The 22619-nt window shown below is 34.9% G+C and carries 22 protein-coding genes, 1 pseudogene and 1 riboswitch; of the genes and pseudogenes, 2 read left to right on the forward strand and 21 right to left on the reverse strand.

Going from position 1 to position 22619, the window contains the following annotated elements; all coding sequences use genetic code 11:
* Positions 1-5: 5 nt before the first annotated feature.
* From N0K73_RS02080 to dapB, 3 genes are all read right to left on the reverse strand, one after another.
* Positions 6-1901 (reverse strand): ABC-F family ATP-binding cassette domain-containing protein, encoded by a 1896-nt coding sequence (locus N0K73_RS02080; protein WP_057973553.1) that lies wholly within the window; start codon positions 1899-1901, stop codon positions 6-8.
* Positions 1902-1969: 68 nt separating this feature from the next.
* A complete protein-coding gene (locus N0K73_RS02085; protein WP_112249894.1) occupies positions 1970-3184 on the reverse strand; it encodes a CCA tRNA nucleotidyltransferase in 1215 nt (404 codons plus the stop codon).
* A complete protein-coding gene (dapB, locus tag N0K73_RS02090) occupies positions 3181-3966 on the reverse strand; it encodes a 4-hydroxy-tetrahydrodipicolinate reductase (RefSeq protein ID WP_112249896.1) in 786 nt (261 codons plus the stop codon). The genes N0K73_RS02085 and dapB overlap by 4 nt, the downstream gene beginning before the upstream one ends.
* Positions 3967-4127: 161 nt before the next feature.
* On the opposite strand from dapB, the gene N0K73_RS02095 reads away from it, so the two are divergent.
* Entirely contained in the window at positions 4128-4991 is an 864-nt protein-coding gene (locus tag N0K73_RS02095) for a YitT family protein (protein WP_057973556.1), read from the forward strand.
* A 94-nt stretch (positions 4992-5085) separates the two neighbouring features.
* Positions 5086-5916 carry a site-specific integrase gene (locus tag N0K73_RS02100; RefSeq protein WP_112249903.1) on the forward strand — a complete coding sequence of 277 codons (831 nt, stop codon included), beginning with the start codon at positions 5086-5088 and terminating at the stop codon, positions 5914-5916.
* Between the two features lie 14 nt (positions 5917-5930).
* Here the strand turns inward: N0K73_RS02100 and N0K73_RS02105 are convergent, their stop codons facing one another.
* The 18 genes and pseudogenes from N0K73_RS02105 to pfkA all read right to left on the reverse strand — a co-directional run bounded on the left by N0K73_RS02105 (position 5931) and on the right by pfkA (position 22573).
* A complete protein-coding gene (locus N0K73_RS02105; protein ID WP_112249905.1) occupies positions 5931-6404 on the reverse strand; it encodes a GNAT family N-acetyltransferase in 474 nt (157 codons plus the stop codon).
* A 103-nt stretch (positions 6405-6507) separates the two neighbouring features.
* Positions 6508-7767 carry a tetratricopeptide repeat protein gene (locus tag N0K73_RS02110; protein WP_112249907.1) on the reverse strand — a complete coding sequence of 420 codons (1260 nt, stop codon included), beginning with the start codon at positions 7765-7767 and terminating at the stop codon, positions 6508-6510.
* Positions 7768-7926: 159 nt separating this feature from the next.
* Entirely contained in the window at positions 7927-8202 is a 276-nt protein-coding gene (locus N0K73_RS02115) for a non-specific DNA-binding protein Hbs (RefSeq protein ID WP_057973560.1), read from the reverse strand.
* 198 nt (positions 8203-8400) lie between these two features.
* The gene (der, locus tag N0K73_RS02120) at positions 8401-9711 is read right to left on the reverse strand and encodes a ribosome biogenesis GTPase Der (protein ID WP_057973561.1); all 1311 of its coding nucleotides are present in this window, start codon (positions 9709-9711) and stop codon (positions 8401-8403) included.
* A gap of 86 nt (positions 9712-9797) precedes the next feature.
* Complete coding sequence (rpsA, locus tag N0K73_RS02125; RefSeq protein WP_057973562.1) at positions 9798-11042, reverse strand: 30S ribosomal protein S1; 1245 nt, start codon at positions 11040-11042, stop codon at positions 9798-9800.
* 95 nt (positions 11043-11137) lie between these two features.
* On the reverse strand, positions 11138-11806 hold the full coding sequence (gene cmk / locus N0K73_RS02130; protein WP_112249909.1) for a (d)CMP kinase: 669 nt from the start codon (positions 11804-11806) through the stop codon (positions 11138-11140).
* 52 nt (positions 11807-11858) lie between these two features.
* On the reverse strand, positions 11859-12470 hold the full coding sequence (locus tag N0K73_RS02135; protein WP_057973564.1) for a LysM peptidoglycan-binding domain-containing protein: 612 nt from the start codon (positions 12468-12470) through the stop codon (positions 11859-11861).
* A gap of 58 nt (positions 12471-12528) precedes the next feature.
* Positions 12529-13980 carry a RecQ family ATP-dependent DNA helicase gene (locus N0K73_RS02140; RefSeq protein ID WP_112249911.1) on the reverse strand — a complete coding sequence of 484 codons (1452 nt, stop codon included), beginning with the start codon at positions 13978-13980 and terminating at the stop codon, positions 12529-12531.
* Positions 13977-15002 carry a helix-turn-helix domain-containing protein gene (locus tag N0K73_RS02145; protein WP_146302516.1) on the reverse strand — a complete coding sequence of 342 codons (1026 nt, stop codon included), beginning with the start codon at positions 15000-15002 and terminating at the stop codon, positions 13977-13979. Before N0K73_RS02145 ends, N0K73_RS02140 begins: the two co-directional genes overlap by 4 nt.
* A 61-nt stretch (positions 15003-15063) precedes the next feature.
* The gene (locus N0K73_RS02150; RefSeq protein WP_112249915.1) at positions 15064-15654 is read right to left on the reverse strand and encodes an ECF transporter S component; all 591 of its coding nucleotides are present in this window, start codon (positions 15652-15654) and stop codon (positions 15064-15066) included.
* Between the two features lie 118 nt (positions 15655-15772).
* Positions 15773-15897: riboswitch (FMN riboswitch) on the reverse strand.
* Positions 15898-15948: 51 nt separating this feature from the next.
* Complete coding sequence (locus N0K73_RS02155; protein WP_112249917.1) at positions 15949-16680, reverse strand: pseudouridine synthase; 732 nt, start codon at positions 16678-16680, stop codon at positions 15949-15951.
* 1 nt (position 16681) lies between these two features.
* Positions 16682-17269, reverse strand: coding sequence for an SMC-Scp complex subunit ScpB (gene scpB / locus N0K73_RS02160; protein ID WP_112249919.1), 588 nt, complete (start codon positions 17267-17269; stop codon positions 16682-16684).
* A 16-nt stretch (positions 17270-17285) separates the two neighbouring features.
* Entirely contained in the window at positions 17286-18038 is a 753-nt protein-coding gene (locus N0K73_RS02165) for a segregation and condensation protein A (protein WP_112249921.1), read from the reverse strand.
* Positions 18022-18390, reverse strand: a complete 369-nt coding sequence (locus N0K73_RS02170) for a hypothetical protein (protein WP_057973570.1) — start codon at positions 18388-18390, stop codon at positions 18022-18024. Before N0K73_RS02170 ends, N0K73_RS02165 begins: the two co-directional genes overlap by 17 nt.
* A gap of 98 nt (positions 18391-18488) precedes the next feature.
* Complete coding sequence (locus N0K73_RS02175) at positions 18489-18950, reverse strand: Fur family transcriptional regulator (protein ID WP_181647343.1); 462 nt, start codon at positions 18948-18950, stop codon at positions 18489-18491.
* A gap of 10 nt (positions 18951-18960) precedes the next feature.
* The gene (locus N0K73_RS02180) at positions 18961-19878 is read right to left on the reverse strand and encodes a CvfB family protein (RefSeq protein WP_057973572.1); all 918 of its coding nucleotides are present in this window, start codon (positions 19876-19878) and stop codon (positions 18961-18963) included.
* 253 nt (positions 19879-20131) lie between these two features.
* A pseudogene (gene pyk / locus N0K73_RS02185) lies at positions 20132-21550 on the reverse strand (pyruvate kinase); the annotation flags it as partial.
* 54 nt (positions 21551-21604) lie between these two features.
* Positions 21605-22573, reverse strand: coding sequence for a 6-phosphofructokinase (gene pfkA, locus N0K73_RS02190; protein WP_057973574.1), 969 nt, complete (start codon positions 22571-22573; stop codon positions 21605-21607).
* Positions 22574-22619 lie beyond the last annotated feature (46 nt).

Genomic DNA, 22619 nt, shown 5'->3' on the forward strand with positions numbered 1-22619 from the left:
GAAGATTACCCCTTTTCTGCATATTTTCCTAAGTAGTCCCAACGATTCATTTTTTCTTCAATTTCAACATCTAATTTATCGATTAAAACTTGTAATTCACTTAGTGCAACGAAATCATTACCGTTTGTTTTTGCCATATCATTTTCAGCTTTTTCTTTAGTCGCTTCTAAGTCATCAATTAATTGTTCGATTGTTTCAAATTCTTTTTGCTCAGCATAAGTTAACTTTACTTTTGAATCGTCATCTGAAATAACGTCACTTTCAGCGGACTTATTTTTAGTTGTGACTATTGTATCATCTTCCATCGAATTGTTAGCAAGATATGCTGTAAACAATCCTGTATATCGATTAATCTTTGCGTTACCTTCAAAAATAAGAAGTTGATCCGCAACTTTATCTAGGAAGTATCGATCATGAGAAACAGTGATAACAGCTCCATTAAAGGATTCAAGGTAGTCTTCAAGTACCGTTAATGTTCCAATATCTAAATCATTAGTGGGCTCATCCAGTAATAGGACGTTAGGCTGTTGCATTAATAATTTAAGGAGATAAAGTCTTCTTTTTTCTCCACCGGACAGTTGTCTAATCAACGTTCCATGCATGAATCTAGGGAAAAGAAATTGTTCTAAAAGTTGAGTTGTACTAATTCTTTCACCATGTTTATTTTCAACATTTTCGCCAATTTCATTTAAATAACTAATCATTCTCTTATCTCCGGGAATTGGTTCAGTTTGTTGTTGGTAATAACCTAACTTAACTGTTTCACCCATCAATAATTCACCAGAATTAAGGGGTAACTTACCAGCTATTGCATTTAATAAGCTTGATTTACCGGCACCATTTTTACCAGTAATCCCAATTCGATCACTCGCTTGAATTAATTCACTGAAATGATCAATAATTTTATGATTCTCTAAAACAAGGCTAGCATCTTTTAATTCGATAACCTTTTTGCCAAGTCGTTGTTGTCCTAATCCAATTGACACGTCTTGATCAATTTGAAGTGAATTCATATTTTCCTTTAAATCATTAAAACGATTAATTCTAGCCTGCTGCTTTGTCGATCTAGCTTTTGCACCAGTTCTCATCCAGGCGAGTTCTTTTTTGTATAACTGTTGTTCTTTATGTTCAGCGGTAACTTCTTGCGCTACTCTCTCTGCTTTTTGAGCCACAAAATCTTGATAGTTACCATCGTATGAGTATAATTTTCCGAATGATAACTCCAAAATTTGGTTAGCAATCTGATCTAAAAAGTAACGATCATGAGTAACCACAATCAGTGCGCCTTTATATGTTTTAAGGTAACTTTCTAACCATTCAATTGAGCTAAAATCTAAATGATTAGTTGGTTCATCTAAAATTAATAAGTCTGGGGCTTGAATCAATACTTGGGCTAACCCAACTCGCTTCTTCTGTCCACCAGATAAGGTTGCAACTTTTTGTGTTAAGTCGGTAATCTGCAGTTGAGTTAAAATTGTTTTAACGTCGTTATCGGCATTCCATGCATCTTCACGATTCATACGGTCTTCCGCATCCGAGTAACGCTGTTGTAATTTTTCGTCTTCAGGATGCTCACTATATGCCGTTAATGCTGCTTCATAGTGACGAATAGTTTCAAAAACGGGTGAAGCACCCTCAAAAGCGGCCTCCATAATCGTCATTTCATCATTTAATTCAGGAATTTGCTTTAGATAACTCATGCGGTAGTTATTTGGTTTGATTAAATCACCTGAATCAGCTGGATCAAGCTCAGTTAGTGCGTTCAATAATGTCGTCTTCCCTGAACCGTTAGTCCCAATTAAGCCAATCCTATCTTTTTCATTAACGATAAAATTTAAATCATCAAATAATGTTTTCTCGCCATACGTTTTCTTTAAATGTTCAACTCTTAATGTTTGCATATAATCACTCTCTTATCTGATTTGATTCTCTTTTATTTCATAGGCTAAATTTGAATTAATCTTCTAAATTAATCTAACTTCGACGCTAATCGTTCAGCTAATTTTAATAATTGAGTCGATTCGTTTGGTATTTTTTCCATTAATACTTGATGTTCTAATGTGGCTAAAATACGACCTAATTTTTCACCAGGTTGAATGCCAACTTCTTTTATCAGTTGCCCACCATTAACAAGCATTTCTTTTTTAGACTTAATTGGTAGTTGCTCATAGTCGCTTTCCAGGATTTCAATAGGTATATTACGGTTAAATATTGTTGCAATTTCGTTGGCAGTTAACAGTAACTCTAGACCTGTTTCATACATAAGTTCTCGGTCAATCGTTTTATCTAGAATACTATTTAGAGCCCTAATGACCGCCTGCACATTTGAAATTAGTTCATTTGAACTCTTCCAAGCAACTAAAAAATGGTTAATATCGGATTCCGATACTTTTAATACATGAATGACTAGTGACCAAGCGGCAGCTTCCGACGAAAGTTTAATTGAATCTAAATTCGCCATATTAGTTAGTTCGGACATATAATTATCAAATTCAGGACAGTATCTTGCTAAATCAGCCGTCATAAAATGTTGTAATCCCGTTTTAGGATTTTTTCCTAATAATAATTTTACAAATTCAATATGAATACGTTCAATCGCAATTTTTTTCAAAAGTGACGCATGTTTTTTTAACGCAATTGTTGTTTTTTCTTCAATTGAAAAATCTAATTGACTTGCAAATCTAATTGCCCTCATCATTCTTAAAGCATCTTCATTAAAGCGCTCGTCTGCTTCTCCCACGGCCCTGATAATATGATTTTCTAAATCCTGTAATCCATCAAACAAATCAATAATTCGGCCTTCATGAGTCATTGCTAACGCATTTATTGTAAAATCACGGCGTTTTAAATCTTCTTCTAATGAACGGACGAATTCAACGTGATCCGGACGTCTAAAATCCTGATAGGTTGATTCTGTTCTAAATGTGGTGATTTCGTATCCTTCCCCATGATCTAAAACCATTACGGTACCATGCTGAATACCAGTATCTACGGTTTTATTGAATATTTCTTTGATCTCTTCCGGGTAAGCACTTGTTGCGATATCAACATCATGGATTGGTAAACCAAGAATTGTATCTCGAACGCTTCCGCCAACAAAATAGGCTTCAAATCCAGCCTCTTCAATGGATTTAATAACTGGTTCGGCTTTAAGAAATTCGTCTGCAAGGTTGGATACTATCATAATAGATTTTCCAATCCAACGAGTAATTCCTCATGTGTACCAATTTTTTCAACGGCAACGGCAACACCGGACATGAATGATATACGATCGAATGAATCTTGACGAATCGTTAACGCTTCACCATTTCCGCCAAATAAAACCTGTTCATGAGCAACGTAACCCGGTAGGCGAACACTGTGAATCCTCATACCCTCGAATTCTGCACCTCTTGCGCCTGGTAAAGTCTCTCTCTCATTCGGGTTACCCTGAACTTTAGGTTGACGAACTTTAGAAATTAACTTTGCAGTATTTAAAGCTGTACCACTAGGTGCATCTAATTTTTTATCATGATGCATTTCTATTATTTCAACGTCGGGTAAGTACTTAGCGGCTTGTTGCGCGAATTGCATTAATAAAACTGCTGAAATACCAAAGTTAGGTGCAATTAATCCGCCTAACTTTTCGAGTTTAGACAATTTTTTTAGCTCAGTTAAATTATCTTCCGTTAAACCCGTAGTACCAACTACTGGCGACATATGTTTTGAGATAGCAAATTTCACATTTTCAAACACGGCACCAGGTATTGTAAAATCAATCCAAACATCGGCTTTTATATTTATTTTTTCTAATTCATTAAATACGGGTACATTCTCTGACTTATATTCAGCAATTTCATTTATATTTTTTTCCGTAGCAGATGTACTGTAGACACCAACTAATTCAAATAATGGATTTTCTAAGATCATATTTGTTGTGGTAGTCCCCATTCGTCCTTTGAATCCAGCAACTAAAACTTTAATCATAGTAATCCTCCTCATCTTTAATTAATACATTCTAGTTTAACAGATTTATACTAGATTTAAAATGCCAGTGAACAGACATTTCTCAATAATATGGTATGATATTTATAGTGAATTTATTTTAGGAGGTGGCTCTAATTTTAAAAAATGAACGAATTAAAATAATGGATTTAATCATGATTGCGCTTGGATGTTGTTTCTACGCATTCGGACTCGCAACTGTTAACATAACGAATCACCTGGCCGAAGGTGGTATTACTGGTATTACCTTAATTTTACGTTTCTGGTTTCATATCGATCCAGCCTACTCAACGCTTGCTATTAACGTCCCATTAATTCTTATTGGCTATCGATTTCTAGGCAAACGATCATTAATTTATACTATTTATGGAACGTTAATGCTATCTTTATTCTTATGGATTTGGCAACGCGCACCGGTTCAAATTAATGTGAATAACGATTTATTTTTGGCAGGTATTTTAGCAGGTGCTTTTGGTGGAATTGGTTCTGGATTAGTGTATCGTTTCGGTGGTACAACGGGAGGCACAGATGTGGTCGCTCGAATTTTAGAGAAAACACGCGGTGTTCAAATGGGGAAAACAATTCTTGCCCTTGATGTTGCTGTCTTGGTGGTATCTCTAAGTTACCTTGATCTTAGACATATGATGTATACCCTACTGAGTTCATATGTTTTCTCAAGAATCGTTAACTTTACACTTGAAGGTAGTTATTCTGGACTTAGCATATTAATTATTAGTGACAAGTACCAAATTATAACTAACGAGATTTGGAGTAAATTGGAACGCGGTGTCAGCTATATTAATGGTGAGGGTTCTTATTCTCATCAGGACAAGAAAATGATTTATGTTGTCATAAATCGTAATGAACTTCATCAATTAAAAGAAATTCTTAAAAATCAGGACCCTAACGCCTTTGTTTCAATTAGTAATGTAAATGAGGTCTTGGGTCAGGGATTTAGTTTTGACCGGCAACAAAAAAATAAGATAAGCCAGATTTTTAATCAGTAACAGGGTTTGCGCACTGCGTTCTTTGCAGTGCGTATTCTTTTTAATCGTGTTATAGTTAAAGTAACTTATTATTTATTACTTAGGAGGTTTTAAAATGAGTTATCCTTACGAAGAAGCATTCAATTTATCTTTACTCACCCGTTCTCTATCGAATGCAACAATTATGGAATATAATCATGATCTTAGCGACTTTTTTAATTTTCTACGCCACTTTAACGATGCTTACCTTGAAAATAGTAATGTTGAAACTATTCTAGAATCAGACGTCAGACAATACCTATCAATGCTGCAGGTCCAAAGAGAAGTTAAGAATTCAACGTATACAAAAGTTTTATCTCATCTAAACGGTTATTTTAAATACTTATTCATTCATCAAATAAATACACATATTCCAACATTAATGTTGAAAGGCAAAAAAAATGTCCAAAGTTCTGTCCCGACTTTTGATTGGTTATTGAACTTTGACTCTTATCTTTTAAATTCAGAAATTAGTTATTACTCGAGACTCGTATTACTAATGACTCGTCACTTCTATAAAATTTCTGAAATTTTACAACCTGGTTTTTACCGTACTTTCAAACTACGTTCTTTCTCAGAATCAGAACGCTTATTTTTAAATCAATTTGACGTGCATATTAAGACTCTGCAAGACTTACAGCGGTCAGACGATTCCTTTTTAAAATTACGTCAAAATATTGATTCCCCATTACTATCTTTACCCGGTTTACATAAATTTTTAAAAAAAGATTTACATTTTATTGCTCCCAACATCTCTCCAAGCTCTTTATATCAATCGGCTATATGCTTTTATATTCTCACACATAATATGACAACAGATACTGAATTCATGAAGACTTTAAGACTTGATCCGAGTTCACTGTTATATTACCGCCATTTAATTATCGAGCAAAAACTAACCATTTAGATGCAAAAAAGGAACTAGAAAATTTCTAGTTCCTTTTTGAAAACTAAGTTTTGTCCATTTTGTTCAATAAACTGATAACCATTTCTTTTTGCCACATTCATACTTTTTTGATTGTCCATATTTAAAATTATTTTTAATTCTCTAATTTTATAGTCTCTCGTTGATAACGTCTCAAGATTTTTCAGCGCCGATGACCCGATCCCTTTCCCTACTGAATCCTTATCTAACCAATAACCCACCTCTGCGGTTTCCGATTTTATCTCATGTAAATCAATCATACCAACAAAATTTTGATTGATTACTATGCCAAATGTAAGTTTAGTTGAATCTTTCAGAGAATTTCGTAAAAAATTAGTCTCGTCTGCACTCGATTTCATTAATCTGACCCAAGGAAGCCAACGTTCTAATTCAGAACGATTACGGTCAACTAAATTAAATATTTCATCACTATCTTCTAATTTAGGTGTGACTAACTGAATCTTTAACATTTAATCCCCTCCTCAGAGCACAACTATCCGTTAAAAGTAGCTTATCTCGCCTTAACTAGATAAGTCAGAAAAACGTCCATACCTAGTAGCATAAACGTTTTTTCTAATCGTTTATATCGTTTTGAATATCAATAATTTCTTGATCATCGGGCACTAATGCTAGATAATGTTTAATTGCATCTTGTAATTCTTCTTGTCGACCATTTTCTCTAAAAACAAATATAACAGATCTTAGAAAATCACTTTGATTAGTAAAGTATGGGTATGCCTCCAAATAATTTTCTTCAGCTTTCTCATAATTTTCAAGTCTTTCATATGATATCGCTAGATTCCAGAATATTTGAGGATCTACATCACCATCGCTTTTTATGTCTTCTAACAATTTTACGTCTTCGTCATCGCGTTCTTGCTTAACTAACAAGTTACTCAATTGAAGTAATATACCCGTATTATCAGGATTTATGTCGATTGCCTTATTTAAATACTTCTCGGCTTGCTTCTCGTCGTCCAATTTTAAAGCCACAACAGCTGCTTGTTCGTATAATGTATCATTTACCTCGTCAACGGACAAACCTTCTTGATAGACAAGTAAGGCATCATTCAATCTATTCTCATTTGACAATGCTTGACCAAGAATTGGATAAAGCGACGTGTAAGATGGATCTTCTTCTTTTAAATCGTATAGAATATCAATCGCTTTTTGTTGATCGTTCAATTGCAAATAAGTCAGTCCCATTTGTAATTTAGTATCGGAATCCATATTTTCTAAATGTATTTGTTCCAAGTACGCCATTGCTTTTTCAAATTGTCCACTATTTGCATAACTAACACCAAGTCTTTGAACCAAGTTAACCTGCGAAAGCTCAGTTTGTCCCGCCTTGATTAATTCAAGGTAAAATCCAATTGCTTGACTGAATTGTTTGGTATTGAAGTACAATTCACCTAGAGCAAATTGAATGACCTCTTCATCCGGAGCCAATCTAAATGCAGTCAATAGCTTATTTTCACTAACTTCAAACATACCCTGCGTTTGATAAAGATCAGCCGCAACCATTAGCGATTGTAGATAAGCATCTGAATCCTCATCAATTTCCGATAAATAATTGAGTGCCTCATCAGATTTACCCTCGCTGATCGCAATATCTGCCAAGAAAGTCCGTAATGTGTCTTCTTCTGGATATTTTTCTAGCAATCTTTCATAGGTACGTTTTGATTGTGCTAAAAAGCCCAAACTATATAATTCTTCTGCCAAACTAAATAACGTCGCATCGTTATCTTTTCTTAACGCCTTGGCAAACTCCTTCATTGCTTCGTCTATTTGACCTTCGTCCAAGTAATCTAACATAATTTCTGAATGTGTCATTAATTAACTTCCTTTCACTTCGTTGTCGAATCAATACGAATTAGTTTAATCTATCATGCACACAATAGCCAGTAATTACTTACATGACTATTGTCTATAAAATAAATTATAGAATGAAAAAGCTAGTACAAAATGAATTGTACTAGCTTTTTCTAAGTATTATTTAACTGAATCCTTTAAAGCTTTACCTGGTTTAAATGCAGGTACTTTACTTGCAGGGATTTGAATTTCTTCACCAGTTTGTGGGTTACGACCTTTACGAGCAGCGCGTTCGCGTACTTCAAAGTTACCGAAACCGATTAATTGAACTTTTTCGCCTGTAGCTAATGTGTTTTGGATTGAACCAAATACAGCGTCAACTGCAACTGTAGCATCTTTTTTCGTCAAACCTGTTTCTTTTGCAACATTTTCGATTAATTGTGCTTTGTTTGCCATAATGTTTCACCTCCCCTAAAATGTGTCCAAATATCCAAGGATATTCAGCTATTATTATTAAAATAAATAATAATAACAGAACCAGAGATTACTCTACTAATTCTTTATTTAAGATACCACACAAAACGTATTACATCAAGGTATTTAACCCTTTTTGAAGAAAAAAAGATATAATGATAGCGTTTTATCTATCCTAATTTATTTTCTTCTTCTTTCAATAACATGAATTGGAGTTCCTTCAAAATCAAATGACGTTCTAATCTGATTTTCTAAGAATCGTTCATATGAAAAGTGCATAAGATCTGTATCGTTAACGAACACAACAAACGTAGGTGGTTGAATGGCTACCTGCGTTGAATAATAGATTCTTAAACGTTTACCATTATCAGTTGGCGTTGGGTTATGCGCTACGGCATCCATAATCACATCATTTAATACTGATGACGTTATACGACGACTATGGTTCTCATTAACACGTTTGATTAATTCAGGTATCTTAGTCAAACGTTGTTGCGTAATTGCTGACACAAAGATAATAGGTGCATAACTTAGATAAGCAAATTCTTGACGGATATTAGCTTCAAAGTCAGATAATGAATGATTATCTTTTTCAAGCGTATCCCATTTATTAACGACAATAATAATACCACGGCCTGCTTCATGAGCGTAACCAGCAACACGTTTATCTTGTTCGCGAATACCTTCCTCAGCGTTTAACACGACCAAAACGACGTCTGATCGATCAATAGCACGCATGGCACGTAAAACGGAATATTTTTCAGTATTTTCGTAAACTTTTCCGCGTTTTCTAATACCGGCAGTATCGATCATTGAGAACATATCGCCTTCGTCTGTATCAAAAGCCGTATCAATCGCGTCTCGTGTTGTTCCTTCAATGGGTGAAACAATCACTCTATTTTCTCCCAAGATAGCATTTACTAATGAAGATTTACCAACATTAGGACGGCCAATTAAACTAAATTTAATTCGACTATCATCTTCATCTGGAACATTTTCGGGAAATTTCTTTGTGATTTCATCCAATAAATCACCGACACCAAGCCCATGACTCCCAGAAACTGGGAATGGTTCGCCGAATCCTAATGAATAAAAATCGAAAATATCTTGTCGGGATTCCGGATTATCTACTTTATTAACGGCTAAAATGACTGGTTTATCCGAACGATATAAAATTTTAGCAACTTTTTCATCGGCATCCGTTACGCCTTCTTTAACACTCACAAGAAAAACAATAACATCAGCTTCATCAATCGCAATTTGTGCTTGTTCAGTAATTTGCGTTAAGAATGGTTCATCACCAATATCAATACCACCGGTATCAATTAGACTAAACTTCTGCGCTAACCACTCACTATGTGCATAAATACGATCTCGTGTAACACCCGGGGTATCTTCAACAATTGAAATTCGTTCCCCGGCTATTCTATTAAAAACTGTGGACTTCCCAACATTAGGACGACCAACAATTGCTACAACAGGATTTGCCATAGACGGTACCTCACTTTCTGAATATCTCTTATAATAATAAAAACGACTGAACTACAGTTCAGTCGTTACTTAAAATAATATTTTAATTATTTGTTAGTATCTGCATCTTCTAATGCTTTACCTAAAATATCTCCAAGTGTGAAACCAGTACTTTCTTCTGGCATACCACTCATTGTTGATTTAGGTGCTTTAGCTTTTGGTGCAGCTTTTTTAACTGTTTTTTTCTTTTCAGGTTTTTCTTCTGTTGCTGGTTTTTCTTCAAGAGCTTTAATTGATAAAGCTAAACGATGTTCTGCTGGATGCACTTCAAGTACTTTAACTTGAACAGCTTGACCAGTTTTTAGAACTTCACCTGGCGTTGCAATATGTGTGTAAGAAATTTGTGAAATATGAACTAATCCTTCAATTCCAGGCATAACTTCAACAAATGCACCAAATGTTGTTAAACGTTTAACAGTACCATCTAAAACATCATCTACATGAATGTCATTTTCAACATTATCCCATGGTTGAGGTAATGTTTGTTTGATTGACAATGAGATACGGTTTTTATCTAAATCAATTGCCAATACTTTAACTTTAACTTCTTCGCCAACAGATAAAACGTCTTCTGCTTTTGAAATACGGTTGTATGAAATTTCTGAAATATGAACAAGTCCATCAATACCACCAAGGTCAACGAATGCACCAAAGTTAGTTAAACGAGCCACTGTTCCAGTTACAACTTCACCAACAGTTAAAGTTTTGAGTGTTTCAGCTTTTTGAGCATCTCTTTGAGCTTTAACGATTGCTTTATGTGACAAGATTAATCTATTTTCAGTTGGGTCAATTTCAATAATCTTGAAATCTAATGTTTGGTGATTGTATTTTGATAAATCTTCAACAAAACGATCATCAATCATTGAAGCAGGTACGAATCCACGTACACCGGCATCAGCAACCAATCCACCTTTAACAACTTGTGTGATTGTAGCTTCGATTGTAGCATCATCGTCAGCCAATTTTTGTAAGTCATTCCAAACTTCACGTTCAGCAATTCTTCTTTGTGATAGTAAGTAACTACCACCTTCTTTATCGCCACCGATACTTGAAATAACAACTAAATCCATAACGTCACCAATTTTGACAACGTCTTCTGTTTCTTCGCCAGCTTTAAGTGCTAGTTCTTTTGCTGGAACGACACCTTCAACTCCGGCACCTTCAATACCAACAATGACTTGTTTAGCATCATCAATAGCTAAAACTTCACCTTTTATAACAGAACCAACCTTAACTTCACTCACACTATTTAGTGCTTCTAGTAAATCATTATTTTCTTCAATATTACTCATGGACAATGTCCTCCTTAGCGAATAAACTCTATTTATTATTCTAGCTGAAATGAAGAGTAATTACTAGTACTAATACTCATTTTTCATATTTTATTTTATTGTTTGTTAATTATTTCCATAATTTTCTGTACAACGCCTTCAATATTCATTGAAGTTGTATCTACAAGTATAGCATCTTTTGCCTGTACAAGTGGGGAAATTTCACGTGTAGAATCTTTTCTATCCCGTTCGGCAATTTCTAACTCTAAAATATCGAGCGCCGTATCAATACCTTTAATTTGGTTTTCTTTGAAGCGACGAAGTGCACGTTCTTTAACACTAGCGACTAAAAAAATCTTAATCTCAGCATTTGGCAGTACCGTCGTACCAATATCACGGCCGTCCATAACAATTGAACCCGCATCAGCAATTTCTTGTTGACGTTTTACTAATTCCTGACGGACGCCTTCTTGAGCAGCAACCGTTGAGACATTATTAGTTACTTCTGGTTGACGAATAGCCTGCGTGATATCTTGATCATTTATAAAAACTAATTGTTCTGGAACGGCTGGTTTAAATGAAATTGTCGTCTTTTTTAATAAGTTAACTAACTCATTATCATCATCTAACGAGATATTTTTTGCCATCGCTTCAAAAGTGATTGCTCGATACATTGCGCCTGTATCACAATAAACATAGTTTAATTTTTTTGCAACCAACTTGGCAACAGTACTCTTACCTGCCGATGCCGGCCCGTCTATCGCAATTTGGATATGTTCTTTCATCTGTTGATTCCTCCATAAAAATAGGATTGATTAGATATCAATCCCATATGTATTATTTAACTCTTATTTGTTGTCCTGCACTAATTGCCGAACTAGCAGTTAATCCCGGATTCAATTCCAAAAGTTGATCTATACTCAAGCCGTTATTTACCGCAATACGATAAATACCTTGTCCCGCTTCAACGGTTACACTCGAATTTGATGATGAACTAGATGCACTTTCAGAACTTGACGAAGCACTAGATGCAGATTCAGAACTTACTTTTGATTTCGATTCTGATTCCGCCTTAGCCTTCGACTCTGAATCCGATTTTGCTTTAGCTTTCGATTCAGAACTTGCTTTTACTTTAGATTCTGATTCCGCTTTAACTTTTGATTCAGAACTTGCCGTATCATCCGTCTTAGCTACAGTCTTTTTACTTGAAGAGCTTTCGCTTGTTGCGACATCTTCTGGCTGATATACCTTGTTACTTTCAACAATATAAAAACCAATTGTTCCAACAATAATGGCTACAAAAACAACTAATAATCCTGTGGTCAATAACGAACTATTCTTACTCTTACGTCTGTTTGCTGATCGAGAATAATTCCCATTGTCATCCCTATCATCTTCAAACGATTTTTCCCACGGCTTTTTCTCTGAATTATCTTTTTTATCACTCAATTTTTCAATCCTCCTAAAAACAATTACCATTATTTTACCATAACAATCCAAATTATTCTCAGGATTTTTGAAATAATTTTGTCATAATTGTTTCTGACGATTGAATTAATCGTTTTTCATCGGTTACGTTTATCCTTTTTTTCAGGCCAATTACCTCAAGTGTCTTTTCAGTAAAAACGACTGAACAACAGCTTTTATCGTGTTGTACTACTTTTGATTCACCAAAATGTCTTAAAATTTCTTGTTTTCGGCACTGATTGGAATCAATAAATGCCATCATGCTTTGTAACCCAATCTCTTTTTCGATTTTTCTTTGTCTGAATAGCGCTTGCACCTGATCAACTGTGTCATGCTTCTCATAATAATAATCTAGCAGCTTACCTTTTTCTTCACCGAGTCCAACTAATTCTGCATGTTTTTTAAAATATAGCTTAATAAAATCAGCATCCGGAATCGTTAAATCGATTAATCTCCTCTGTAAGAACAAATCGTTTACTTGAGAGAATACTATTGCAATACTTTGTTGCCCATCCCGACCAGCTCGACCAAATTCCTGCACGTAGCTTTCAAAATTAGCGGGCATATGGTAATGAATGACATAGCGAATATCCTTCTTATTGATTCCCATGCCGAAAGCACTCGTCGCACAGATAACATCAATTTGATTCATCATAAATTGTTGTTGCACGATGTACCTTGCCGTATCAGTTAAATCAGCATGATACGGTTCAGACTTCAGTTTCGTATACTGGTTTATTAACTCCGAGATTTCATTTGCTTTTTTCTTACTCGAGAAATAAATAATCCCAACGCCATCCAACTTGTTTAACAATCCTAATAATTGTTCATTTTTTTCAAATTCATCATTTACTTTTATCGTGCTCAAAAAAATATTTTCCCGATTAACTGATCTAATAATTTTATTAAAAGAACGATTTGGCATTTTTAATTGTGCAACAATATCATCTTGAATTCTTGGTGTTGCCGTTGCCGTTAAAGCCAAGATAAGTGGTTCACCAAGTTCAGCAATGACATTATTTAAGTTTAAATAATCGGGTCTAAAATCGGGTCCCCAAGTTGAAATACAATGTGCCTCATCAACAACAAACAAGGATACGTTAATGCTTTTTAATGCACTGATAACTTCAACCTGACTTAACATTTCGGGAGATAGGTAGATAAATTTATAAGCTTTAATATTTTTTAGTACATATTTTTTTTCAGAATAACTTAATAATGATGTTAAGCCAATTGCTACGCCATTTCCACGAAAATTAAATTGGCTAACTTGATCTTGAATTAATGATAATAACGGTGAAACAATAAGCGTTGTTCCATTCATAAGATAACCGGCCAATTGGTAACATAGCGATTTCCCAGTCCCTGTAGGTAGTACCGAAAGCGTATCATGTCCTGACAAAACGGTTTTAATTGTCTCTTCTTGCCCCGACATAAATGACTCAAACCCAAAATATTCCGACAGTTTTTCTTTTAAATTTATTGTTGTCATCCGTTTTTACTCCTATAAATTTGATACAGGCGATAATCAAAAAAATCAATTTCCGGTATTTTTTCTTGTATTTCCTGAAAAGAATATTGATCAATATTTCCGCCAATTATCTTCGTTAAAATACCAACTAACTCGCTAGTCAAAAATAGTTGGTAAGGAAATTTGTCATCAAACATTGCTAGTTCAAGTAAATGTTCGTTTATTGTACTTTTCTTTAATTGTCTTTTTCTAGCAATATCGTTGACGGACAAACCTGCATTTATAAACTTCATCGTATCTTGCGCGCTTTCGGAAATGATTCCTTTGTTTCGAATTAACTGAACCAATTCTTTAAACACACTTTGTTCTTGTTGTTCTATCCAACTCGCAAAATAATTCATTGTATCACGATATATTAAGTCGGTCTCTATTTCTGAAAGGGTCAACTCAATTGCTAACTGTTTATTAGTTAATCCATTAAGTTGGTGTCCAATCAATTTATTCATAAAAATTAATTCTGCGTTTGTATCCAGTTCTTTGATAAAGAGTTCTAATTCTGAATGGACTTGGCTTACTAATTTCTCCTTAACATTATTAGAAAGCCATCTCTTAATATTAAATTTAGTTAACTCAGATGTCATTATGGGATAGTAATGTCGATTAGTAAAACTGAGCTCAGATATAACTTGAATAGCTAAAGTAAGCGTCTCTGACCACTCATTCAATCTATATTGGTTCATTAACTTAGGATATTTAACTTGATATAGGCTTTTTTTTAATTTCTTTTTCCGTTCTAATCCTAAACTGGTCAGCTTAACTCCTACTTCATTCTCATCAAGTAATTTATTTTTTTGTAATTTAACAATATTTTCCCGAAATAGCATATTCGAAAATTGAGGATCCATTCCAAAGTAGTCTAGTAAATTGTAACGCATACCCCAGTATATATTTGAAACTGTATTTCGTCCTATGATAATACTATACACAACGTTAGGACGGCGAGGATCCTCTTGAAACATTTGCAAAATATAATCTTCAATCATAAATTATCATCCTTTTAAAACAAAATAGGGAAGAATCCTTTAAGAATTCTCCCCTATTATACTATATTTTTTTATACTTTTTATTATTCAGTTGAACCCAACTATACATTCTGCGGTACAGGACACTAAATACCCCAACAACTAAAATGCCCTTTATAATATTAAAAGGAATGACGCCGATAACAACATACTTCGATACTGACATACCGATATCCATACCAATAACATTTAAGTACACTGGTAAGATGACAAAATAATTCGCAATAGATAGCAACACAGTCAGCACTAGCGTACTTGTTAAAATGGTCAATATACTCTTCCAAATTGTGGGTTTAATACCACTACCACCTTTAAGAATATAATAAGCTGGAAATGAAACTGCCATTGATGCTAAGAAATTAGTTCCAACACCTATCAAACTGGCAATATCCGTCCCGGTCGAAACAAGATACAATAAAGACCGGACTATAGCTACCATTACGCCACCCAATGGACCCAAGATGAAGAAGCCAATTAAAATAGGCAAATCGCTAAAATCTATTTTTAAATACGGGATCAGCGGTATTACCGGGAAAGATAAAAACATTAATACGTACGAGATAGCGGCTAAAAACGCCGTAATCACAACTCTGAAAATTGGTGAACGATTCATACTAGAAAACCTCCTGGAAGGCCATCTTCAATGAAGAACCCTTTAAATAAATAAAAAATGAACGCCATTAATCAATGAAGATTAACAGAGTTCATTTGAAATTACTTACTCAAATAAGCCCTATCTTCTTTATCCAGACTTTAACTGTCGATACTGGAATTTCACCAGTCCAGCCACATATGTAATGTGGGTCGCGGACTATCACCGCCGGTCGGGAATTTCACCCTGCCCCTGAAGACGAACCAAATATTTTATTACGTTATAGAATATAACATATGATAAAAAGAGTTACAATTATTTACGCTCGGCGATACTTTTTAGCGCGTGAACCTCTTCTTCAGAAAGTTCACGATATTGACTTGACGTTAACCCGTATAAGTCCAAGAACCCATAAGTTTCACGTTTTAATTTTTCGACTGGATGACCAATTTCGGCCATCATGTTCTTTACTTGATGATTTCGACCTTCATGAATCGTTAATGAGACGATTGCTTTTTGTTTGTTTTTATCTGCCGAAATAATTTTAGAATGAGCAGGTGCCGTTTTCTTACCATCTATAACAATCCCTTGACGTAAAGCTTTTAGGTCATCATTAGATGGAATTCCATTTACTTTTGCAACATAAGTCTTATCAATTTTATATTTTGGATGAGTCATCTTGTTGGCTAATTCACCGTCGTTTGTCATTAAAAGTAGTCCCGATGTATCATAATCCAATCGACCTACTGGATAGATTCTTTCCCTTACGCCAGGAAAGTAATCCGTTACAACCTTACGATCTTTATTATCCTTAACGGAAGAGATAACGCCTCTTGGTTTGTAGAATAAATAATAGACTAATGGTTCCTCATTCAAGCGAATACCATCAACTTCAATTTTATCCTCACTCGTCACTTTAATGCCTAACTCATTTGCGACCTTGCCATTTACCTTAACGTGGCCTTCTGAAATCATTTTCTCAGATTGTCTTCGAGAGGCAACTCCCGCTTGCGCCATAACTTTTTGTAATCTTTCTGCTTCTGCCATATTATTCCTCGTCTTCTTGTAATTTTTCGTTAAAATTAGTTAAAAAAAGCTGCCCAGGATCTAAGTTAAAATCCTGATTTTCATCAATTACTGGAAGTTCTTTAAGTCCATTTAGTCCAAAGTAATTTAAAAATTGAATTGTCGTTTTATACAAAATTGGTCTTCCTGGGGCATTAAGACGTCCGCTTTCGCCAACTAGATTTAACGCAATCAATTTTTGCAATGAGCCTGAACTTTGAACACCCCTAATTGTATCAATTTCAATCCGCGTTGTGGGTTGCTTATAAGCAATAATTGCTAATGTCTCTAAGGCCGCCGCGGACAGTTTTCTTGAATTAGGGTTTTCAAAATAATTTTTAATTAAACTGGCTAGTTCTCTTTTTGTTACTAGTTGCCAAAAATCGTCATATTGGATTAACTGTAAACTAGAGTTTGGATCATTTACATACTTAGTAGCTAATCTATCAAGTTGTTCTTTAACCGCTGATTTCATTAAGCCAGTTAATCTAGATAATTCTGATAGAGATATGCCCTGATCCCCACTTACAAATAAAAGTCCTTCAATATTTGCTAAATGACTCACTCTCATACCTCCTAATATTGCCTTACACTTCCACTTTTATGATTTGAATCATTTCATAACTATTAGTTTGCTTCAATTTAATTTGATCCAATTTTGACAACTCTAATATCGCTAAAAAAGTGAGCACAATTTCGCTAACTACCATCGGGTGTTCAAAAAGATCATCGAAGGTTAACCGTCCATTCGAACACACTAAGATTTGTTCAATTTCTGTTATTTTATCAGCAAGTGAAAATGATTGTACATTTATTTTCTTTTGAACGGGTTGCCGCTCAACTTGCTTTACCAAAACCCTCTTAAAAGCGTTTTGCAGAACATCTAGGTTCAAACCGGGAATAACAAGTGGCTGTTCATCAACAACTTCTTTTGGTGTACAACTTTGTTCCTTCGAAAAATAATCCGAACGGTTACTCGCCATAGATTCTAATTTATTAGACGCATTTTTAAAATTTTGATATTCAACTAATTGCTCAACTAAATCAGTCCTTGGATCAATTTCGTCCTCCACTACCTCAGAATCAATCACGGGTAGAAGCATTCTACTCTTAATTTCCATTAAAGTTGACGCCATTACTAAATACTGACCAATTGCATCTAAAGGCATTTGCCCAGTTCTATTAATAATTGACAGATATTGATCAGTTATTGACGAAATCTGAATATCATAAATATCCATTTCGGCATCCTTAATTAAGTGCAACAACAAATCAAGTGGGCCTTCAAATGATGCCAATTTTAACGTCACATGGTTAATCGATTCACCCTTTTGACTCATTTTTTTGCATTTCCCATTTTTCAATTAATTTTGTTGTATCAATCGTTCCCATAATTTTTCTATCGGGGTACAACGCCAAGACCGCGTCTAAAATTAAAAAACTAACCTTCTTATGTCTTTCATCCGGACTCAATGAGATTGCTCGAACTACTACAATATTCCCATCATCTTCTATACCAACTACACCAGTAAAGTCACCATCTTCATTTTTCCAAAGATACAAATCTCGGTTATCTATATCTAGGTAACCCTTAATTGCTGAATTAATTCTGGTAACATCTTTCAGGTCAGGTATGAATGATAATAGGCCCATCGCAATCTTCTCATAATCGTTCTTATACTTAATAAGCATTATTGATCTCCTTTATGCATGACATCTTCACGAAATACCTTATCATACGAAACATTTCTAAACAAATAAATTTAACGTTACATGAATCGCAACGTCTCTTATTCTTTTGATTTTCTTTGACAATTCATGCATACTCCGTGAAAAGTAAGTCTATGATCTGTTACTAAGAAATGAAATTGTTGAGAGACTAGTCTCTCAACGTCTTCTAACAAATCTTCATGAATCTCTTCAATTGAACCACACTGAGTGCATAAAAGATGGTGATGAAAATGCTGTTTATCATTTATGGTTAAATCATATCTAGCCATGCCATCCTCAAAGACTATCTTATCAATGATGTTTAACTCAACCAGTACATCTAACGTTCTATACACTGTTGCTAACCCTATTTCAGATGATTCTTTTTTCACAAGGGCAAAAATTTCTTCCGGGCTTAAATGTTCATTAACGCGTTTGTAAATAACGGCTATAATAGCTTGACGTTGAGGTGTCAATTTAAAGTTAGACTGGTGAATTTTATTTTCAATGAAGTTTATTTGTTGTACTTTATCCACCAGAATCCCTCACTATCTATTGATTTTCTATATCGTCAATTGATTCATCCGCATTGTTTTCAAGTTCCTCAGGCATTTTTATTAAAATAAGTTTGCCGTCTTCTTGTTTAACATAACGTCCTTTTAATAAATGACCAACTGCTCTTTTAAATTGTCCCTTGCTAATGCCAAAATATTCTTTAATATCTTCTGGATCACTTTTATCAGTGAATGGTAAACTTTGATCGTCATTATGCGTCAACGCTGCAACCAACATAGCCGCATCGTCTCCAATTGCTTCATAGGCACGTGGTTTAATAGACAAGTTAATTGTGCCATCCGTTCTAATTCCAATCACGCGACCTTCTAAGACTTGTCCTAGTCGGGGTTCGTTAAATCGTTCTGAAGGATGAATAAAACCTAAGTAATCATCATCCGTAATGACAAACGTACCAATCATTTTCAAACGAATAACCGTAAATTTCATATTCTTATTTTTTAAAGAATCATCAGGCTTTTTAGCAATCTCGCGGAACATTTCTTCATCCGCAACATCACCCCAAATACGATCTTTAGCATCTATTTTAAGACCGACCATTAATCGATCACCGGCTTTTGGCCAAAGTGATTTCATTTCTGGTAAGTCATCTAGCGAAACTGCTACATCTTTATCTGGCAAGCCGATATCAACAAAGACACCTAAATCTCTCCTAACCTTAACCACATCTCCAAAAGCGTATTGATCTATACCTGCTCTAGGGATAGTTGTTGAAAGACTTAAGTCGTGGTCCTCATTTTCATAAACAAAGCCTTTAACCATTGAACCATTTGTCAATTGACCATTTGTATCATCTTTTAGCAAATGCATTGTTGTGCCATCTTTTTGTACTAAAAACTCTGTGTCGTTCTCATCGGTTACCATTGCGGTAACAATTTGTCCCATAATTGAACTCATTTATTTCTCCATTTCAAAAAATCTTATTTATTTTATGCCAATTTATTTATATTCATAAAATCACTATATGACTTCATTTTACCTGATATTAGGCTTAATAGCCAATTGAATAAAAATATTGAGTAATAAAAAAAGCGGCTAGACTTATGAAGTCTAACCACTTTTTCAGTGTGAAATTGATACAAGATTCGGTTTATCATGGCAACTAATGTCACCGAAAAACTCAAAAACTTGAATCTTGATACAATTAATCTACTAATTGAACTTTCAAACTGTTTGTTGTACCTTTTTCACCAACTGGAAGACCAGCAGTAATTAAGATAAGGTCGCCTTTTTTAGCAAAACCTAATTCTTTAGCTTTTTCAGTTGCTAAGCTAAACAATGCATCTGTTGATGCTGGTTTTTCAGCGATAATTGGGTGAACACCCCAGTTAACTGATAAACCATGACGAGTTTGTTCGTCAAAAGTAATTGCTAAGATATCTGAATCAGGACGGTATTTAGAAATCATACGTGCAGTTTGACCCGATTTTGTAGCAGCGATGATTGTTTTGATACCTAAGCTATCAGCTGTTTCAGCAACTGCACGGCCGATAGTTTCTGTAACGTCACTCTTATCGAATTCATTTAAAACAAATGAACCATGAGCGCGTAAAGCATTTTCAGCTTTTTCATCAATACGAGCCATTGTTGCAACTGATTCTACAGGGTAGTCACCGTTAGCACTTTCACCTGAAAGCATTGTTGCATCTGTTCCATCAAATACGGCATTAGCAACATCAGAAGCTTCAGCACGTGTAGGACGTGGGTTTTCTTGCATTGAATCAAGCATTTGAGTAGCAGTAATAACTGGTTTGCCCAAAGCATTACATTTTTTGATTAAGTCTTTTTGAACTAAAGGTACATTTTCAGCAGGAATTTCAACACCCATATCACCACGGGCAATCATTAATCCTTCAGAAACTTCCATGATAGCATCAATGTTATCAATACCTTCTTGTGATTCAATTTTAGGGAAGATTTGAACATGTTCCATCCCTTTTTCTTCAAGTAAAGCACGGATATCTAAAACATCAGCTGGTTTACGTACAAAACTAGCAGCAATGAAATCAATATTTTGATCTAAACCAAAACGGATATCATCTGAATCTTTTTCAGTAATACCAGGTAAGTTAATTGATACACCAGGAGCGTTAACACCTTTACGTGAACCTAAACGACCAGCATTCATAACAGTTGTTACTAATTCTTTAGCAGCTGTATCGATTTCGTCAATTCTCATATCGATAAGACCATCATCAAATAATACGTGGCCTCCAACATGAACATCTTCGATTAAACCTGGGTAAGTAACAGCAATCTTTTCATGTGTTCCTTCAAGAGAGTCATCCATTGAAATACGAACGATATCGTTGATTTCAAAGTTGATTTTACCTTCTTTTTGAACAGTAGTACGGATTTCTGCACCCTTAGTATCAAGCATGATACCAACCATTTTACCAGTAATTTTTTCTGCTTCATGAACTAAAGTCATACGACCTAAATGTTCTTCATGGTCACCATGAGAAAAGTTGAAACGGAAAACATTAGCACCGGCTTCGATTAATTTAACAATTGTATCAAGATCTGAACTGGCTGGACCAAGTGTACTTACGATTTTAGTTTTTTTCATTATATTATGATCTCCTCTTAGTTTACTTATTATTTATAAATAACGATATTATAATTATCTAGGTGTTGATAGTCGTGCGTTTAAGTCTAAAAGACTTAAATCAGTATGATGTTTATGTTCTTCAAGCGTTGCAACGATATCTTCAGCAACTAATTCGTTGTTTTGAATACCGATGGCTAATCCGCCCTTACCTTCCATGAGAAGTTGAACAGCATAATCACCAAAGCGACTTGCTAAGACACGATCTTTGGCAGTTGGTACACCACCACGTTGCGTATGACCCAAGATAGTCACACGTGTTTCAAAATTACCGTATGTGTCCAATTCAGCAGCAAAATCGCTAGCACCCATAACACCTTCGGCTAATACGATAATTCCTGAGTCCTTGCCATGTTCACGGTTATTGTTGAGTTTATCCGCAATTTCTTGCATGTTATACCCCTTTTCAGGAATAACAATAATATCAGCGCCACCGGCGATACCAGACCACAAAGCAATATCTCCAGCGTTTCTACCCATAACTTCAACGATAAATGTACGTTGATGTGAACGAGCAGTGTCGCGAATACGATCAATTGCATCAAGAGCTGTATTAACAGCTGTATCAAATCCAACTGTAAAATCTGTATCAGGAATATCATTATCGATTGTTCCTGGAATACCAACAGCATTAAATCCACGTTTTGTGAGTGCAAGAGCACCATGATATGAACCATCCCCACCGATAACAACTAAAGCATCAATACCGAACTTCTTAAGTTGTTCAATACCCTTTAATTGTCCTTCAGCAGTTGCAAATTCAGGATAACGAGCTGAGTACAACATTGTTCCACCACGTTGAATAACATCATCAACGTCAGCATATTCAATTTTATGAATATCCCCGGCAACTAAGCCTGCAAAACCATAGTTAATACCATATGCTTCTAATCCTTCACCAATTACACGACGTGCAACAGCACGAACTGAAGCGTTCATACCTGGCGCATCTCCACCACTTGTTAAAATACCAATGCGTTTCATTTCTTCACCTCAATAAGTAATTTAAGTACATATTTCACTCACTATG

It is taken from the genome of Dellaglioa algida, assembly GCF_030127605.1.
GTDB lineage: Bacteria > Bacillota > Bacilli > Lactobacillales > Lactobacillaceae > Dellaglioa > Dellaglioa algida.

Coding starts and splice junctions, on each gene's coding strand:
- N0K73_RS02165 (WP_112249921.1), bottom strand. CDS start 18,038: ATGAGTCAAAAGGGTGAATCGATTAACCATGTGACGTTAAAATTGGCA.
- N0K73_RS02105 (WP_112249905.1), bottom strand. CDS start 6,404: ATGTTAAAGATTCAGTTAGTCACACCTAAATTAGAAGATAGTGATGAA.
- N0K73_RS02150 (WP_112249915.1), bottom strand. CDS start 15,654: ATGAATCGTTCACCAATTTTCAGAGTTGTGATTACGGCGTTTTTAGCC.
- der (WP_057973561.1), bottom strand. CDS start 9,711: ATGGCAAATCCTGTTGTAGCAATTGTTGGTCGTCCTAATGTTGGGAAG.
- N0K73_RS02170 (WP_057973570.1), bottom strand. CDS start 18,390: ATGCTTATTAAGTATAAGAACGATTATGAGAAGATTGCGATGGGCCTA.
- dapB (WP_112249896.1), bottom strand. CDS start 3,966: ATGATTAAAGTTTTAGTTGCTGGATTCAAAGGACGAATGGGGACTACC.
- rpsA (WP_057973562.1), bottom strand. CDS start 11,042: ATGAGTAATATTGAAGAAAATAATGATTTACTAGAAGCACTAAATAGT.
- N0K73_RS02095 (WP_057973556.1), top strand. CDS start 4,128: ATGGATTTAATCATGATTGCGCTTGGATGTTGTTTCTACGCATTCGGA.
- N0K73_RS02110 (WP_112249907.1), bottom strand. CDS start 7,767: ATGACACATTCAGAAATTATGTTAGATTACTTGGACGAAGGTCAAATA.
- N0K73_RS02140 (WP_112249911.1), bottom strand. CDS start 13,980: ATGACAACAATAAATTTAAAAGAAAAACTGTCGGAATATTTTGGGTTT.
- cmk (WP_112249909.1), bottom strand. CDS start 11,806: ATGAAAGAACATATCCAAATTGCGATAGACGGGCCGGCATCGGCAGGT.
- N0K73_RS02145 (WP_146302516.1), bottom strand. CDS start 15,002: ATGATTGAAGATTATATTTTGCAAATGTTTCAAGAGGATCCTCGCCGT.
- N0K73_RS02085 (WP_112249894.1), bottom strand. CDS start 3,184: ATGATAGTATCCAACCTTGCAGACGAATTTCTTAAAGCCGAACCAGTT.
- N0K73_RS02100 (WP_112249903.1), top strand. CDS start 5,086: ATGAGTTATCCTTACGAAGAAGCATTCAATTTATCTTTACTCACCCGT.
- N0K73_RS02115 (WP_057973560.1), bottom strand. CDS start 8,202: ATGGCAAACAAAGCACAATTAATCGAAAATGTTGCAAAAGAAACAGGT.
- N0K73_RS02180 (WP_057973572.1), bottom strand. CDS start 19,878: ATGAGTTCAATTATGGGACAAATTGTTACCGCAATGGTAACCGATGAG.
- pfkA (WP_057973574.1), bottom strand. CDS start 22,573: ATGAAACGCATTGGTATTTTAACAAGTGGTGGAGATGCGCCAGGTATG.
- N0K73_RS02155 (WP_112249917.1), bottom strand. CDS start 16,680: ATGGCAGAAGCAGAAAGATTACAAAAAGTTATGGCGCAAGCGGGAGTT.
- N0K73_RS02080 (WP_057973553.1), bottom strand. CDS start 1,901: ATGCAAACATTAAGAGTTGAACATTTAAAGAAAACGTATGGCGAGAAA.
- scpB (WP_112249919.1), bottom strand. CDS start 17,269: ATGAGAGTGAGTCATTTAGCAAATATTGAAGGACTTTTATTTGTAAGT.